The sequence below is a fragment of the Streptomyces sp. NBC_00076 genome, assembly GCF_045041235.1.
In the GTDB taxonomy this organism is placed as follows: Bacteria; Actinomycetota; Actinomycetes; order Streptomycetales; family Streptomycetaceae; genus Streptomyces.
In genome coordinates, this window is record NZ_CP108242.1 from 3,167,622 (window position 1) to 3,182,921 (window position 15,300).

A 15,300-nucleotide genomic window follows, 5' to 3' on the forward strand; every position below is an offset into this window, starting at 1 on the left:
TTTGTCGGGGGTCCACAAAACCCCCTCGTGTTCTTCGTCCCTGTCCTCACGGGCGGTCGTGGCCGTCCACAAGAGAGAGTGTGAGAGTGCTCGTACTCGTCGCTCCCGGCCAAGGCGCCCAGACGCCCGGCTTCCTGACTCCCTGGCTCGAACTCCCCGGTGTCCGCGGCACCCTCGAGGCGTGGTCCGAGGCCGTGCAGCTCGACCTGATCCGCTACGGCACCGAGGGGGACGCGGAGGAGATCCGCGACACCGCCGTGGCGCAGCCGCTGCTGGTCGCGGCCGGACTTGCCTCCGCGTACATGCTCTTCGACGACCCGGCGGACCTGCCCCGCAAGGTCGGCGCGCTCGCCGGGCACAGCGTCGGCGAACTGACCGCGGCCGCTCTCGCCGGGGTGCTCCCCGACGAGGAGGTCGTCCGGCTGGTCCGGGCCCGTGGCCTGGCGATGGCCGAGGCCGCCGCCGTGACCGACACCGGCATGTCGGCGCTGCTCGGCGGTGACCCCGAGGTGAGCGTCGCGCACCTGGAGAAGCTGGGCCTGACCCCGGCGAACGTCAACGGCGCCGGCCAGATCGTGGCCGCGGGCACGCTGGAGCAGCTCGCCGTGCTGAACGAGGACAAGCCCGAAGGCGTCCGCAAGGTCGTCCCGCTCAAGGTGGCCGGCGCCTTCCACACGCACCACATGGCTCCCGCGGTCGACGCGCTGGCGAAGGCCGCCGAGCCCCTGACGCCCGCCGACCCGAAGGTCACGTACGTCTCGAACAAGGACGGGCAGGCCGTCACCTCCGGTGCCGAGGTCGTGGCGCGGCTGGTCGGCCAGGTCGCCAACCCGGTCCGCTGGGACCTGTGCATGGAGACCTTCAAGGAGCTCGGCGTGACCGCGCTGATCGAGGTGTGCCCCGGTGGCACGCTGACCGGTCTCGCCAAGCGGGCGCTGCCCGGTGTGCGGACGCTGGCACTCAAGACCCCCGACGACCTCGACGCCGCTCGCGAGCTCATCGCTGCGACTGCTACACCTGCCGCTGACGCGGCGGGCGCCTGACAAGGAGCCTGGAGAGCATGTCGAAGATCAAGCCCAGCAAGGGCGCCCCGTACGCGCGGATCCTCGGGGTGGGCGGCTACCGCCCCACCCGGGTCGTGCCGAACGAGGTGATCCTCGAGACGATCGACTCGTCCGACGAGTGGATCCGCTCGCGCTCCGGCATCGAGACGCGGCACTGGGCGAACGCCGAGGAGACCGTGGCCGCGATGTCGATCGAGGCGTCCGGCAAGGCGATCGCCGATGCCGGGATCTCCGCCGAGCAGATCGGCGGCGTGATCGTCTCGACCGTCTCGCACTTCAAGCAGACCCCGGCCATCGCCACCGAGATCGCCGACAAGCTCGGCACCGACAAGGCCGCCGCCTTCGACATCTCGGCCGGCTGCGCGGGCTTCGGCTACGGCCTGACCCTCGCCAAGGGCATGGTCGTCGAGGGGTCCGCGGAGTACGTCCTCGTCATCGGCGTCGAGCGGCTCAGCGACCTCACCGACCTGGAGGACCGTGCCACGGCCTTCCTGTTCGGCGACGGTGCGGGCGCGGTCGTGGTCGGTCCCTCCGACGAGCCGCACATCGGTCCGACGGTGTGGGGTTCCGAGGGCGACAAGTCCGAGACGATCAAGCAGACGGTGCCGTGGAACGAGTTCAACGTCGGCGACGTCTCCAAGCTCCCGCTCGACAGCAAGGGCAACGTCAAGTTCCCCGCGATCACGCAGGAGGGCCAGGCGGTCTTCCGCTGGGCCGTGTTCGAGATGGCGAAGGTCGCCCAGCAGGCGCTGGACGCGGCCGGGATCAGCCCGAGCGAGCTGGACGTCTTCATTCCGCACCAGGCCAACGAGCGCATCATCGACTCGATGGTGAAGACTCTCAAGCTGCCGGAACATGTCACGGTCGCCCGTGACGTGCGCACCACCGGCAACACCTCGGCCGCCTCGATTCCGCTCGCAATGGAGCGGCTTCTGGCGACCGGCGAGGCGAAGAGCGGCGACACCGCGCTCGTCATCGGATTCGGGGCGGGTCTCGTCTACGCCGCCACTGTCGTTACCCTCCCCTAGGCACTGCGTGCCGGATCATCAGGTCCGGGACGGAGTCCGAACAGCCAACACCCCCTGGAAAACAACGAAGGAGCGCCCACCATGGCCGCCACTCAGGAAGAGATCGTCGCCGGTCTCGCCGACATCGTGAACGAGATCGCCGGCATCCCGGTTGAGGACGTCCAGCTGGACAAGTCCTTCACCGACGACCTGGACGTCGACTCGCTGTCCATGGTCGAGGTCGTCGTCGCCGCCGAGGAGCGCTTCGACGTCAAGATCCCCGACGAGGACGTCAAGAACCTCAAGACCGTCGGTGACGCGACCAGCTACATCCTCAAGCACCAGGCCTGATCCTCAGGCCGGTTGCCTGCCCCGCCACCCGGCGGTGGCGCCGTATGTCCCCGCCTCGTCGGGGGTAGTCCTCCCGATCCGTTGGAGAAAGAATTCCCGTGAGCCCGACCAATCGCACCGTGGTCGTCACCGGTATCGGCGCAACCACACCGCTGGGTGGCGACGTAGCTTCCACTTGGGAAGGGCTGGTCGCCGGCAAGTCCGGCGTCACGGTCCTGGAGCAGGAGTGGGCCGCCGATCAGGCGGTCCGCATCGCCGCGCAGATCGCCGTGGAACCGACCGAGGTCATCCCTCGGCCACAGGCCCGCCGCCTGGACCGTTCGGCGCAGTTCGCGCTGATCGCGGCAAAGGAGGCGTGGGCCGACGCCGGCTTCACCGGCAAGGCGGGTGAGGACGGGTCCGACGGGTCGGTCGACGCCGACCGGCTCGGCGCGGTCATCGCCTCCGGCATCGGTGGCGTGACGACTCTGCTCGACCAGTACGACGTGCTGAAGGAGAAGGGCGTCCGCCGCGTCTCCCCGCACACCGTCCCCATGCTGATGCCGAACAGCCCCTCGGCGAACGTGGGCCTGCTCGTGGGCGCCCGGGCGGGCGTGCACACGCCGGTCTCCGCCTGCGCGTCGGGCGCCGAGGCCATCGGCTACGCCATCGAGATGATCCGCACCGGCCGTGCCGACGTCGTCGTCGCGGGCGGCACGGAGGCGGCGATCCACCCGCTGCCGATCGCCGCGTTCGGCAACATGATGGCGATGTCCAAGAACAACGACGACCCCGAGGGCGCCTCGCGTCCCTACGACACCGGCCGTGACGGTTTCGTCATGGGCGAGGGTGCCGGCGTGATCGTCCTGGAGTCGGCCGAGCACGCCGCCAAGCGCGGTGCCCGGGTGTACGCCGAGGCGGTCGGGCAGGGCATCTCCGCCGACGCCCACGACATCGTGCAGCCCGAGCCGGAGGGTCGTGGCATCTCGAAGGCCCTGCAGAACCTGCTGGAGCGCACCGACCTGAACCCGGCGGAGATCGTGCACGTCAACGCGCACGCGACCTCCACGCCGGCCGGTGACGTGGCCGAGCTGAAGGCGCTGCGCAAGGTGTTCGGCGACGACGCGGACCACATGGCGGTCTCCGCGACCAAGTCGATGACCGGTCATCTGCTGGGTGGGGCGGGCGGTGTGGAGTCCGTGGCGACGATCCTCGCCCTGTACCACCGGGTGGCGCCGCCGACCATCAACGTGGAGAACCTCGACCCGGAGGCGGAGGCCAGCGCGGACATCGTGCGCGGTGAGGCTCGCAAGCTGCCGGTGGAGGGCCGTATCGCCGCTCTGAACGACTCGTTCGGGTTCGGCGGGCACAACGTGGTGCTGGCGTTCCGTTCCGTGTGACGGCGCCGTGAAGCCGTGAACTGGAAATGGCCCGGTCTCCCCTTGGGAGGCCGGGCCATTTGCCGTCGCTCTGGACGACCTGCTTTAGACGACCTGGTGGAGCCACCGCACGGGCGCGCCCTCGCCCGCGTATCTGAAGGGCTCCAGTTCGTCGTCCCAGGGCTTGCCGAGCAGCTTGGCGATCTCCGCCTCCAGGTCCGTCTCGCCGTGCTGGGACCGCGTCAGCGCGGCGCGCAGGCGGTCCTCCGGGATCAGGATGTCGCCGTGGATGCCGGTGACGGCGTGGAAGATGCCGAGTTCGGGGGTGCAGCTGTAGCGCTCGCCCTCGGCGGTGGCGCAGGGCTCGGCGGTCACCTCGAAGCGCAGCAGGTGCCAGCCTCTCAGCGCGGACGCCAGTTTGGAGGCCGTGCCGACCTCGGCCTGCCAGGAGAACTCCGAGCGCCAGGTGCCGGGCGCGGCGGGCTGCCGGATCCAGTCGAGGTTGACGCGTGTGCCGAGCACCCCGGCGATGGCCCACTCGACGTGCGGGCACAGCGCGCGCGGCGCGGAGTGCACGTACAGAACTCCACGTGTCGTCACCGGGACCTCCGGGCAGAGCGGGACATCTTGCCGACTGGCGGACGGCAGTCCGTGGCGGGCAGCCACGTTGAGGGCGAGGCTACCGTGCGGCGGCGCAAGGAGTGTGACGTACCGTCCGTCCGGATGCCCCGAAACGCCCGCCATTCACCCGGCAGGACGCTAGTACGGGTGCGAACCGTTGCGTGCCGCCCCTCGGGAACTCTCGCGCGTTGTTATGGAGGGACGGCCTTTTCCGCGATTTCTGTCATCACGGCCATCACAGAACGACACAGCGGCAGACCACACAGCACCCGACGACCGAGGGGACCAACCCGGATGCGCAAGCAGGGCCATGGCTCGCGTGCCGTTCTCGCCGCCCTGGCGGCGACCGTTCTGGGCGTCACCGGCTGTGACGCCGTCGGTGGCAACTCGCCCGGGCCGAGCGGCACCGGCGCCCAGAAGGCGAAGCCGAGGCCGGCCTGGGACAGCAGCCCGGCCTCGGTCGCGGCCGTGGGTGACTCCATCACCCGCGGCTTCGACGCGTGCGCGGTGCTGACGGACTGCCCCGAGGTGTCGTGGGCGACGGGCGGCAGCGCCGAGGTCGACAGTCTCGCCGTACGGCTGCTGGGGAGGGCGAAGGCGGCCGAGCGGAGCTGGAACTACGCGGTGACGGGGGCGCGGATGGCGGACCTGCCCGGTCAGATGGGCCAGGCGGCGGCGAGGAAGCCGGGGTTGGTTGCGGTGATGGCGGGGGCGAACGACGCCTGCCGGGCCAGCACCTCGGCGATGACCCCGGTGGCGGACTTCCGCGCCGACTTCGAGGACGCGATCAGGATCCTGCGCAGGGCCGCGCCCAAGACGCAGGTGTACGTGGCGAGTGTGCCGAACCTGAAGCGGCTGTGGTCCCAGGGGCGTACCAACCCGGTCGGCAAGCAGGTCTGGAAGCTGGGCATCTGCCCGTCGATGCTGGGCGACGCGGACGCGCTGGACGCGGCGGCGACCGAGCGGCGGAACACCGTGGAGCAGCGGGTCGAGGACTACAACAAGGTGCTGAAGGAGGTCTGCGCCAAGGACCGCCACTGCCGTTTCGACGGGGGCGCGGTGCACGACTACCGCTTCGGCACCGGCCAGCTGAGCCAATGGGACTGGTTCCACCCCAGTGTGAACGGACAGGCGCGGCTGGCGGAGATCGCCTACCGGGCGGTGACGGGCAAGAAGGCGTGACCGACTTGACCGACCTCATCGACCTCGCTGTCGGAACCCGGCGTGACCTGGGGCCGGTGACCTAAAGTTCCGCACATGAACGAACTCTTCGCCACACTTCCCGACGGCACCCCGGTCCATCGCTGGACCCTGGAGCGGGCGGGGATCCGGGTACGCGTCCTGTCGTACGGCGGGATCGTGCAGTCGGCGGAGGTCCCGGACCGGGACGGACGCGCGGTGAACGTGGTGCTGGGATTCGCGGACCTGGACGGCTATCTGACCCACCCGGAGCCGTACTTCGGCGCGCTGGTCGGACGGTACGCGAACCGGATCGCGGGCGGCCGTTTCACGCTGGACGGCCGGACACACGTGCTCGCGCCCAACAACCCGCCCAACTCCCTGCACGGCGGCGAGAGGGGCTTCGACAAGCGGGTGTGGGACGTGCGGCCCGTCGACCATGGTGTGCGCCTGAGCCGGGTCGCCGCTGATGGCGAGGAGGGTTTCCCGGGGCGCCTGGAGGTCTCGGCGACGTACACCCTGACGGAGTCCGGGGCGCTGCGGATCGCGTACGAGGCGGTCACCGACGCGCCGACCGTCGTGAACCCCACCAACCACAGCTACTTCAACCTGGGCGGGTCCGGCGGCGCGGGCGGGCACGAGCTGCGGATCGCCGCCTCCCGGTACACCCCCGTCGACGCGGACCTGATCCCGACGGGTGTCCTGCCGGAGGTGGCGGGCTCGCGCTTCGACTTCCGGGAGGCACGCGAGACGGGCGCCGGGTACGACCACAACTTCGTGCTCGACAAGGGCCTGACGGCGGACCTCGTGGAGGTGGCCGAGTTGTACGATCCCGCGTCCGGGCGGGTCCTGTCCGTCGCGACCACCGAGCCGGGTCTCCAGTTGTACACGGCGGACCATCTGGGCGAGCCCTTCGCGCCCGGCGACGGCATCGCGCTGGAGACCCAGCACTTCCCCGACTCCCCCAACCGGCCGGAGTTCCCGAGCACGGTGCTGTGGCCGGGCGAGGTGTTCCGGTCGGAGACGGTGTACGGGTTCTCGGTGCGCCAGGGATCCGCTTCTCGGTAAGGCCGGAGGCTGTCGGGAGCCGGAGGCCGTCGGGTCCCGCTGAACGTCGTGAACCCCGGCCCAGGGGTCAGGTCCCGGGCCGGGGCTGCTCATGGGGGAACTTGTCCCGGATCAGACGTTAATCGTCGCGGTGAGCCGGCGGTCCGTGATCGAGCGCCCCACCTGGATCTCGTACGAACCCTTCACAAACGACCACGCTCCCCTCGTCTCGTCCCAGATCTCGAAGGCGCGGCGCGGGAGTTGGACGGTGACCTCCGCGGTCTCGCCGGGGGCGGTCGTGACGCCGGTGAAGCCGGCCAGCCGGCGGGCGGGGCGGCCCGGGTCGGACTCGGTGGGCGCCAGGTAGATCTGGACGACCTCGCGCCCCGCACGCTCGCCGGAGTTGCGGACGCGGACCTTCACGGTGGTGCCGTGGACCTCGACGGACTCGTAGGTCCAGTCGGTGTAGCCGAGGCCGTGTCCGAAGGGGTACACCGGTGTCCTGCCCGCCTTCTCCCAGGCGGTGTAACCGATGAACACGCCCTCGCTGTAGGGGAGTTCACCGTCCACGGGGACGACCTTAGTGACCGGGGCGTCGGCCAGGGCGCCCCAGGTGGTCGGCAGCCGGCCGCCGGGTTCGTACGCGCCGGTGAGGACGTCGGCCAGGGCGGCGCCGCCCTCCTGGCCGGGGAACCAGCTCAGCAGGACCGCGGCGACCTCGTCCCGCCAGGGCATCTCGACCGGGGAGCCGGAGTTGACGACCACCACGGTGCGGGGGTTGGCGGCGGCGACGGCGTGCACGAGGTCGTCCTGGCGGCCGGGCAGGCGCAGGTCCTTGCGGTCGAAGCCCTCGGACTCGACGCGCTCGGTGGTGGCGACCACGACGACGGCCGTGTCGGCGGCCCGGGCGGCGGCCACCGCCTCGGCGATCAGTTCGTCGGGGTCGCGCTGGGGTCCCTGGTGGGCGAGGGTGAAGGTGATGACCCTCAGCGGGAGGTCCTCGGGGAGCCGGACGACATGGGTGAGGGAGACCGCCACCGGTCGGTCCGCAACGAGGTCTACCTGGGCGCGGGGCTCAGGGGCGCCGAAGAAGGTGATGAAGGGGTCGTCCTTGGCCGGGTGTTGGACCTCGTCGTAGTACGTGGTGCCGTCGACGCGCAGGACGAAGGCGCCGAGGCCCTTGATGCCGAAGGTGTGGCGGCCGGCCTCGCGCGGGGTGAACGTGCCGGTCAGTTCGATGGAGTGCAGGCGGTCGTGGGTGACGCCCTCGGGGAGGTCCGATCCCATCCACTGGATGTGGCCGTTGGGTGCGGAGCCGGTTCCGATGACGGTGCCGTCGGCGTCACGGCAGACCGCCCGCAGCTCGAATCCCTTGTCCGCGACGGCGAGTTCGGTGGTCGGGTCGGCGCCGACGGCGTAGCTGAGGCTGCCGTCGGGAAGGGCGGCGGTGAGGCCGTCGAGCGGGGAGACGACCCGGGCCGGGAAGACGACGGCGGAGCCGCCGCCGAGGACTCGGGCGTCGCGGGCGGCGGCGCCGATCAGCGCGACCGTGGACTCGGGAGGCAGGGGCAGGGCCCGGTCCTCGTTGCGGGCGAGGACGAAGGCGCGGCGGGCGATCTCGCGGACGAGTTCCTCGCCGTCGACGGTCTCGGGAAGGTCGGTGACGGCCGCGGTGGCGCCCTCCAGGATGCCGACGCGGGCGGCGAGACGCAGCACGTTGCGGACGGCCTTGTCGACCGTGGACTCCTCGACCCCGCCGTCCCTCACGGCCTGGGCGAGGGCCTCGCCGTAGACGGTGTCGGGGCCGGGCATGGCGAGGTCGAGGCCGCCCTCGATGCCGCCGACGGTGTCGCGGGCGGCGGTCCAGTCGGAGACGTTGACGCCGTCGAAGCCCCATTCGCCGCGCAGGATCTCGTTGACGAGGTAGTGGTGCTCGGTCATCGTCGTGCCGTTGACCGTGTTGTAGGCGGTCATGATGCCCCAGGGGTGGGCGTTCTCGACGATCGCCTCGAAGGGGGCGAGATACAGCTCGCGCAGGACGCGTTCGCCGACCAGGTTGTTCACGGTGAAGCGGTCGGTCTCGGCGTCGTTGGCGACGAAGTGCTTGACGGTGGTGCCGACACCTCCCGACTGGACGCCCTGCACGTAGCCGGTGCCGATCTCGCCGGTCAGGAAGGGGTCCTCGCTGTAGGCCTCGAAGTGGCGGCCGCCGAGCGGGGAGCGGTGCAGGTTGACCGTCGGGGCGAGGAGCACGTGGACGCCCTTGCGGCGGGCCTCCTGCGCGAGGAGGGTGCCGGCGCGGCGGGCGAGGGCGGGGTCCCAGGTGGCGGCGAGGGCGGTCGGGGAGGGCAGCGCGACGGACGGGTCGCCGGCGGTCCAGCGGACGCCCCGGACGCCGATGGGACCGTCCGACATGACGAGGGACTCCAGGCCGATCTCCGGCAGGGCGGGCAGGGACCACATGTCCTGGCCGGCCAGGAGCCGGGTCTTGGCGTCCAGGTCGAGCTTGCCGAGGGCCGCCTCCACGGCTTCCTCGATGTCCGGGGATGTCGAGGTTCGGGTTCCCGTCATGGCGGCGCCTCCTGGTTGAAGTCCGTGCGGTCCCTCCATCCTGCATCGCCCACCCTGTAGATCGGTAGGTTTCGTTATCCATACGTTATATTTGATGGGGTGGGGTGTCGTACGGTGACGGCATGAGCGCGCGAGTCAGGAGCGAGGAGCGGCGGGCCGCGATCGTCACGGCCGCGCTGGAGGTGATCGCGGAGCGCGGTTATCGGGGTGCGAGTCTCGCGGCGGTGGCCGAGCGGGTGGGGCTGACCCAGCAGGGGCTGCTGCACTACTTCCCGACGAAGGACGCGCTGCTGGTCGCCGTGCTGGAGAAGCGGGACCGCTGGGACGCCGTGCCGCCCACGCCCCTGCGGCTGGATCTGCTGGCCTCGCTCGTCGAGTACAACGCGACGCGGCCCGGCATCGTCCAGACCTTCTCGGCGCTGCTCGGCGAGAGCGTGACGGAGGATCATCCGACGCGCGGCTACTTCACCGAGCGGTACACGCAGGTGCGGGCGAACATGACGCAGGTGCTGCGCGCCGAGTACGGCGACCGGCTGCCGAACGGGCTCACGCCTGAGCGCACGGCCCCGCTGCTCGTCGCGGTGATGGACGGTCTGCAGTACCAGTGGCTGCTCGACCCGGACTCGGTGGACATGCCGGGGGCGTTCCGGGACTTCCTCACGCTGCTCGGCGAGGGCTGACCACCGCGCCGCCCGCCTCGCTGCGGCGGCACGACCGTCCCGTACGTCACATGTCATGGCGTGGACCACTTCCGTCACGCGATACTGCGGCCGTCGGCAGCAACGCTTCCCCACGGCGACAGAAGGGCCTGAACTGCCTTGACGACTTCTCTGCGGGTTCGGATCGGTGTCCTCGGACTGACTCTCCTGGCGGGCCTGGCGACCCCCACGACCACCGCGACGGCACAGACCGCGCCCTCGCCCACCGCCGAGGAACGGCGACTCGACCGGGCCGCGCCGCAGGAGATCCTCAGGCGGTCCGGATTCGACTCCCTCACCGCCGAGTTCGCGCGGGCGCTCGGCTCGGCCGGGTCCTACGCGCAGGCCCGCCGGGTCGTCGTACGCGAGGGGTCGGGGCTGTGGCAGCGGGCCGTGGGGCGGGCCCAGGGGCGAGGGCCGGCGGGCGGGGACCTCAGCCGGGACGACGACCGGCCGCTGTACTGGGCACGGCTGACGATGACCCGCGAAGTGCGCACCTGGGAGCCGCGGTTCGGCCTGACCAGCGCTCAACGGGTTGCTCTGCTGGACGAGTTGGAGCGAACCTCGCGCGGACAGACCACCGTGCGCCATCCACTGGGCAGGAAGAAGACCAAGCGGATCCTGGTCACCGGGTTCGATCCGTTCACGCTGGACCGGGACATCCGGATCTCCAACCCCTCGGGTGCCACCGCGCTCGCGCTCGACGGCACGGTGATCGAGACGGCGGACGGGCCGGCGCGGATCGAGACCGTGGTGTTCCCGGTGCGCTGGCAGGACTTCACGGCCGGGACGGTGGAGCGGACGCTGCGGCCGTACCTGAAGAAGGTGGACCTGTTCACCACCGTGAGCCAGGGGCGCGTTGGCCGTTTCGACGTCGAGCGGACCAACGGGGCCTGGCGGGGCGGCTTCGCGGACAACGACGACATCGGCGTGACCGGGACCGTCCCGGTCACCGACCCGGCCTCGCAGCCGCAGTGGACGACCACGACCCTGCCGTACGCGAAGATCGTGGCCGCCGGCACCGGACGGTTCCCCGTGTACGACAACACGCAGGTCACCGAGATCCCGGCGGGCGGCACCGACCCCGTCGTACGGCCGGACGGGCCGACGCCCGGATCGAGCGCCCGGGAGGGCGGCGGCGGGGACTACCTCTCCAACGAGATCGCCTACCGGGCCACGCTGCTGCGGGACCGACTGGGACTCCACGACGTGCTGCCGGGCGGGCATGTGCACACGCCCGTGCTGGAGTTCGGGGCCGGGAACACCGATCCGGCGACCGGGACGGTGACCGATCCGGGGTTCGTGCGCAACCGGCTGGACATCATCGCCCAGGTGCGGGCGATCCTGAAGGTGGCGGCGGAAGCGGACTGACGTCGTCGGCGGCGGCGTCCTCGCCGTCGCCGACCTCCTCTCCCAGCAGGTCGCGGGTCATCAGCGTGGCGCCCGCGACCGCGCCCGGCATCAGGAAGACCGCGACGAACGGCACCAGGAAGGCCACGGCCAGCGGGGTGCCGAAGCCCCACACCAGGGTCTTGCGGGCGCGCAGCAGGGTGAGGCGGTCGCGGAGGTCGACGCGGCGGCGCTGGAGGGCGACCGCGGTGAGCTCCTCGGTGAGGAAGAACCCGGTGACGAAGAAGCCGATCACCGGGACGACCGTCTGGCCGACGAACGGCACGAAGCCGCACGCGAAGAGCAGGACGCCCCAGACGGCGGCGCGCAGCACGATACGGAGACTGTCGCGGGCCGAGATCCACAGCTCGCGCCAGAGCGGCAGCCCGGACTCGGGTGCGGTGCCGTCCGGGGAGACGTCCCGGTCGACCTTCTCGGAGAGGTTCTCGTAGAAGGGCTGGCCCACGAGCAGCGTGACCGCGGTGAAGGTGACGACCGACAGGAGCAGGCCGAGGGCGAACAGGACGCCGGTGAGGAGACCGCGGAAGAGTCCGAGCCAGGGGCTCGACCAGTCGTCGGCGAACGGTGTCGCCCAGGCGACGAAGTCCTCGCCCCACAGGGCCAGCGCGACGAGTGCCGCCGCGTAGAGAACGAGGGTGATCAGACCCGGGAGCAGACCGAAGCCGTACTGCCTGCCGTGGCCGGCCATCCAGCGTTGGCCCTTCAGAAGGTACTTGAATCCCGTCCCGAGATCGCGCATGGGAAAACTCTATCGGGGCCGGTTCGTGGGCCCACCTGCGCGGGGCCATGCCGTGGCTGCGGCACCAGCCACCTGTTGTTGAGGTTGAGTCGAACGGGTACACCTCGTCGTACCGATCTCAGGAAGCCTCTTTAGGAGGTACGAACTCGACACCGGCGGCGCCCGCGGACAGCTCGGGCGGCCGGGCGGGCCTCGGTGGCCGACGGCCCCGGGGCCGTACCACGCGGGTGGCGGTTCAGGTGAGGAGAGCGAATGACGCAGGAGATCCACGGCACCGTCGCGGACGGATTCGAGGCGGTACGTGAGGAGTTCGCGGCGTTCGTCGCGGGGGAACTCCCGGATTACGAGGGTCAGTTGTGCGCGTATGTGCACGGGCGCAAGGTCGTCGACCTGTGGGCCGGTGAGGGCGTCGACGGCGGCTCGCTGTACGCGGTGTTCTCGTCGACGAAGGGGGCGGCCCACCTGGTGGCCGCGCTTCTGGTGCAGGACGGCACCCTCGAACTGGACCGCAAAGTCACCTACTACTGGCCGGAGTTCGCGGCGGAGGGCAAGGGCGGGCTGACCCTGCGGGACCTGCTCGCGCACCGGGCGGGCCTGGTCGGGCTCGACGCCGGGTTCACCGCACAGGAGCTGGCCGACGACCGGGCGGTGGCCGAACGCCTCGCGGACCAGCGGCCGTTCTGGCGACCTGGCACCGCCTTCGGCTATCACGCCCTGGTCATCGGCGCGCTCAGCGGTGAGGTGGTGCGCCGGGCCACCGGCCGCACCCTCCAGGAGGTGTACGAGGAACGGATCCGCGCCCCCCACTCCCTGGACTTCTTCCTGGGGCTGCCGGACGCGCTGGAGCCCCGCTACCGCCCGGTGCAGCCGATGACCCCGACGGCGCCCCAGCAGGCCGTCCTGGACGCGCAACCGAGCGGGCCGCACACGCTGTCCTCGATCGCGTTCAACACCCATGTGCCCGAGCCCGGGGACCTGGAGGGTCACGCCAACTCCCGTGCCGTGCGCGCGAAGGGGCCGGCGTCCGCGGGCGGGGTCGGCGCCGCGCGTGGGCTCGCCGGGATGTACGCGGCGGCGATCAGCGAGGTGGACGGGCGGGCGCCGCTGCTGAAGCCGGACACCGTCGCCGAGGTCGGGCAGATCCACTCCGTCGGCTACGACCTGGTGGCGCGGGCGCACAGGTCCTACGGCCTCGGTTTCCAGGCGACGGCGGAGGCCTGGTACCCGTTCCTGGGCGCGGGGGCGTTCGGGCACAGCGGAGCGGGCGGCTCGCAGGCCTTCGCGGATCCCCGCAGCGGGCTGGCGTACGGCTACACGCGCCGCCGGATGGCCTTCCCAGGCGGGGCGGCTCCGGAGAACGAGCGGCTGGTCAAGGCGGTGCACACGGCGGCGCTGGCGAGCTGATCGCGAGCAGGGCAAGGAGCAGGGGACGGGGGCAATGGGTAGGAGCCGGGGCAAGGGGCCGGGGGGGGGCCACCGCCCGGCCCCGATCGAGAGGCCCCCGGAGTCTGCCCGTACTCGACAGCGGTTCGCGGCGACATCACCGTGACGCCGCGCCGACCCGTTCGTTGGGTACGACGGAGGCCGCATCCCTGGACGTGGGGTGCGGCCTCTGTGCTGTCCGGCTGCGCCTACAGCTTGACGATCATCTTCCCCGTGTTGTCGCCGCGCAGGACGCCGAGGAAGGCCTCCAGGTTGTTCTCGATGCCCTCGACGACGGTCTCGCGGTACTTGAGCTCACCCGAGGCGACCCAGGGGCCGACCTCCTCGACGAACTGCGGCTGAAGGTCGGAGTGGTCGCTGACGAGGAAGCCCTCGATGCGGCCGCGGGTCGCGATGAGGCGGGCGAGGTTCTTCGGGCCGGGGGCGGGCTCGGTGCTGTTGTAGACCGAGATCATCCCGCAGACCGCGATACGGCCACCCTGGTTGAGGGAGCCGATGGCGGCCTCCAGGTGGTCGCCGCCGACGTTGTCGAAGTAGACGTCGATCCCGTCCGGGGCGGCGGCGCGCAGCTGCTCGGAGACCGGGCCCTCCTTGTAGTTGAAGGCGGCGTCGAAGCCGTACTCCTCGACGAGGAGCTTGACCTTCTCGTCGGAGCCGGCCGAGCCGATGACCCGGGCGGCGCCCTTCAGCTTGGCGATCTGGCCGACCTGGCTGCCGACGGCGCCCGCCGCGCCGGAGACGAACACCGTGTCGCCCTCCTTGAAGGAGGCGGTGCGCAGGAGCCCGGCGTAGGCGGTGAGGCCGGTCATACCGAGCACGCCGAGGTACGTCGACAGGGGGGCGGCGTCGGGGTCGACCTTGACGCCCTGCTTGGCGTCGAACGTCGCGTACTCGCGCCAGCCGCCGAAGTGCAGCACATGGTCACCGACGGCGATGCCCTCGGCCTCCGAGGCGACGACCTCGCCGACCGCGCCGCCCTGCATGGCCTTGCCCAGCTCGAAGGGGGCCACGTACGACTTGGCGTCGCTCATCCGGCCGCGCATGTAGGGGTCGACGGAGAGGTACTCGTTGCGCACCAGGACCTGGCCGGGGCCGGGCTGCCGTATCTCCGCCTCCGCCAGCTCGAAGTCCTCGGGCTTGGGCCAGCCGACGGGACGGCTGAGCAGACGCCATTCGCGGCCGGCGGAGGGGAGCGTGGGGGTGTCGGACATCAGGTGTGCGCCTTTCCTGCGAATGCTTCAGTACCTGAAACAACCATGCCTCTGAATATTTCAGGGTGTCAAGTAACGGGGTACCCTGGATCCCATGGCCACACCCGAGAAAACCCGTCGTCTTGATGCGCTGTCCATGGAGGTCGTCGAACTCATCGGCGACGTCGTGGCCCGTTTCTACGAGGACTACGAGGACGCGGCGGCGGAGCACACCCTGACCGGGGCGCAGGCGCGACTGCTCAGCCTGCTGTCACTGGAGCCGCTGCCGATGCGCAAGCTGGCCCAGAGACTGAAGTGCGAGCCGTCGAACGTGACCGGCATCGTGGACCGGCTGGAGTCCCGGGGCCTGGTGGAGCGGCGCGCCGATCCCACGGACCGGCGCGTGAAGCTGGCCGCGGCCACGAAGGAGGGCAGCCGGGTGGCCCGCGAACTCCGGGAGGGCCTGCGCTTCGCCCGGGAACCGCTCGCCGGCCTCTCCGACGGGGAGCGCGGGGCCCTGCGGGACCTGCTGCGCCGGATGCTCGACGTCGACGCGTAGGAGCCGACGGGTAGGAGCCGACGGGCAGGAGCCGGCGCGTAGTAGCGCGGCGCCGCTCGGTCG

Annotated in this window: 14 protein-coding genes; 10 read left to right on the forward strand and 4 right to left on the reverse strand. The window is 71.1% G+C overall.

Going from position 1 to position 15,300, the window contains the following annotated elements; genetic code table 11:
* Positions 1 to 86 precede the first annotated feature (86 nt).
* The 4 genes from OHA64_RS14450 (at position 87) to fabF (ending at position 3,801) form a co-directional block, all read left to right on the forward strand.
* Positions 87 to 1,043, forward strand: a complete 957-nt coding sequence (locus OHA64_RS14450) for an ACP S-malonyltransferase (RefSeq protein ID WP_405612921.1) — start codon at positions 87 to 89, stop codon at positions 1,041 to 1,043.
* A 17-nt stretch (positions 1,044 to 1,060) separates the two neighbouring features.
* Complete coding sequence (locus OHA64_RS14455; RefSeq protein ID WP_405612923.1) at positions 1,061 to 2,092, forward strand: ketoacyl-ACP synthase III; 1,032 nt, start codon at positions 1,061 to 1,063, stop codon at positions 2,090 to 2,092.
* An 81-nt stretch (positions 2,093 to 2,173) separates the two neighbouring features.
* Entirely contained in the window at positions 2,174 to 2,422 is a 249-nt protein-coding gene (locus OHA64_RS14460; RefSeq protein WP_057583001.1) for an acyl carrier protein, read from the forward strand.
* Between the two features lie 98 nt (positions 2,423 to 2,520).
* Positions 2,521 to 3,801 carry a beta-ketoacyl-ACP synthase II gene (fabF, locus tag OHA64_RS14465; protein WP_405612925.1) on the forward strand — a complete coding sequence of 427 codons (1,281 nt, stop codon included), beginning with the start codon at positions 2,521 to 2,523 and terminating at the stop codon, positions 3,799 to 3,801.
* 84 nt (positions 3,802 to 3,885) lie between these two features.
* Here fabF and OHA64_RS14470 read toward each other — a convergent pair whose 3' ends face one another.
* The gene (locus tag OHA64_RS14470; protein ID WP_405612927.1) at positions 3,886 to 4,380 is read right to left on the reverse strand and encodes a DUF3145 domain-containing protein; all 495 of its coding nucleotides are present in this window, start codon (positions 4,378 to 4,380) and stop codon (positions 3,886 to 3,888) included.
* Positions 4,381 to 4,695: 315 nt separating this feature from the next.
* Between OHA64_RS14470 and OHA64_RS14475 the strand changes: the two genes are divergently transcribed.
* Positions 4,696 to 5,583, forward strand: coding sequence for an SGNH/GDSL hydrolase family protein (locus OHA64_RS14475; protein WP_405612929.1), 888 nt, complete (start codon positions 4,696 to 4,698; stop codon positions 5,581 to 5,583).
* A gap of 75 nt (positions 5,584 to 5,658) precedes the next feature.
* A complete protein-coding gene (locus tag OHA64_RS14480) occupies positions 5,659 to 6,648 on the forward strand; it encodes an aldose epimerase family protein (protein WP_405612931.1) in 990 nt (329 codons plus the stop codon).
* 111 nt (positions 6,649 to 6,759) lie between these two features.
* On the opposite strand, the gene OHA64_RS14485 is transcribed toward OHA64_RS14480, so the two are convergent.
* The gene (locus OHA64_RS14485; RefSeq protein WP_405612933.1) at positions 6,760 to 9,198 is read right to left on the reverse strand and encodes a beta-glucosidase; all 2,439 of its coding nucleotides are present in this window, start codon (positions 9,196 to 9,198) and stop codon (positions 6,760 to 6,762) included.
* Between the two features lie 104 nt (positions 9,199 to 9,302).
* Between OHA64_RS14485 and OHA64_RS14490 the strand changes: the two genes are divergently transcribed.
* Positions 9,303 to 9,878: a TetR/AcrR family transcriptional regulator gene (locus OHA64_RS14490; RefSeq protein WP_405612935.1), complete on the forward strand. Its 576-nt coding sequence runs from the start codon at positions 9,303 to 9,305 to the stop codon at positions 9,876 to 9,878.
* A 138-nt stretch (positions 9,879 to 10,016) separates the two neighbouring features.
* Positions 10,017 to 11,267 (forward strand): pyroglutamyl peptidase, encoded by a 1,251-nt coding sequence (locus OHA64_RS14495; RefSeq protein WP_405612937.1) that lies wholly within the window; start codon positions 10,017 to 10,019, stop codon positions 11,265 to 11,267.
* On the opposite strand, the gene OHA64_RS14500 is transcribed toward OHA64_RS14495, so the two are convergent.
* The gene (locus OHA64_RS14500; protein WP_405612939.1) at positions 11,218 to 12,045 is read right to left on the reverse strand and encodes an EI24 domain-containing protein; all 828 of its coding nucleotides are present in this window, start codon (positions 12,043 to 12,045) and stop codon (positions 11,218 to 11,220) included. The genes OHA64_RS14495 and OHA64_RS14500 overlap by 50 nt on opposite strands.
* 252 nt (positions 12,046 to 12,297) lie before the next feature.
* Between OHA64_RS14500 and OHA64_RS14505 the strand changes: the two genes are divergently transcribed.
* Positions 12,298 to 13,449, forward strand: a complete 1,152-nt coding sequence (locus OHA64_RS14505) for a serine hydrolase domain-containing protein (RefSeq protein WP_405612941.1) — start codon at positions 12,298 to 12,300, stop codon at positions 13,447 to 13,449.
* 227 nt (positions 13,450 to 13,676) lie between these two features.
* On the opposite strand, the gene OHA64_RS14510 is transcribed toward OHA64_RS14505, so the two are convergent.
* Positions 13,677 to 14,699: an NADP-dependent oxidoreductase gene (locus OHA64_RS14510; protein WP_405612943.1), complete on the reverse strand. Its 1,023-nt coding sequence runs from the start codon at positions 14,697 to 14,699 to the stop codon at positions 13,677 to 13,679.
* A 94-nt stretch (positions 14,700 to 14,793) separates the two neighbouring features.
* Here OHA64_RS14510 and OHA64_RS14515 point away from each other — a divergent pair, with 94 nt between their 5' ends.
* Positions 14,794 to 15,237, forward strand: coding sequence for a MarR family winged helix-turn-helix transcriptional regulator (locus tag OHA64_RS14515; protein ID WP_405612945.1), 444 nt, complete (start codon positions 14,794 to 14,796; stop codon positions 15,235 to 15,237).
* Positions 15,238 to 15,300 lie beyond the last annotated feature (63 nt).

Coding starts and splice junctions, on each gene's coding strand:
- OHA64_RS14480 (WP_405612931.1), top strand. CDS start 5,659: ATGAACGAACTCTTCGCCACACTTCCCGACGGCACCCCGGTCCATCGC.
- OHA64_RS14500 (WP_405612939.1), bottom strand. CDS start 12,045: ATGCGCGATCTCGGGACGGGATTCAAGTACCTTCTGAAGGGCCAACGC.
- OHA64_RS14460 (WP_057583001.1), top strand. CDS start 2,174: ATGGCCGCCACTCAGGAAGAGATCGTCGCCGGTCTCGCCGACATCGTG.
- OHA64_RS14505 (WP_405612941.1), top strand. CDS start 12,298: ATGACGCAGGAGATCCACGGCACCGTCGCGGACGGATTCGAGGCGGTA.
- OHA64_RS14515 (WP_405612945.1), top strand. CDS start 14,794: ATGGCCACACCCGAGAAAACCCGTCGTCTTGATGCGCTGTCCATGGAG.
- OHA64_RS14510 (WP_405612943.1), bottom strand. CDS start 14,699: ATGTCCGACACCCCCACGCTCCCCTCCGCCGGCCGCGAATGGCGTCTG.
- OHA64_RS14475 (WP_405612929.1), top strand. CDS start 4,696: ATGCGCAAGCAGGGCCATGGCTCGCGTGCCGTTCTCGCCGCCCTGGCG.
- OHA64_RS14485 (WP_405612933.1), bottom strand. CDS start 9,198: ATGACGGGAACCCGAACCTCGACATCCCCGGACATCGAGGAAGCCGTG.
- OHA64_RS14455 (WP_405612923.1), top strand. CDS start 1,061: ATGTCGAAGATCAAGCCCAGCAAGGGCGCCCCGTACGCGCGGATCCTC.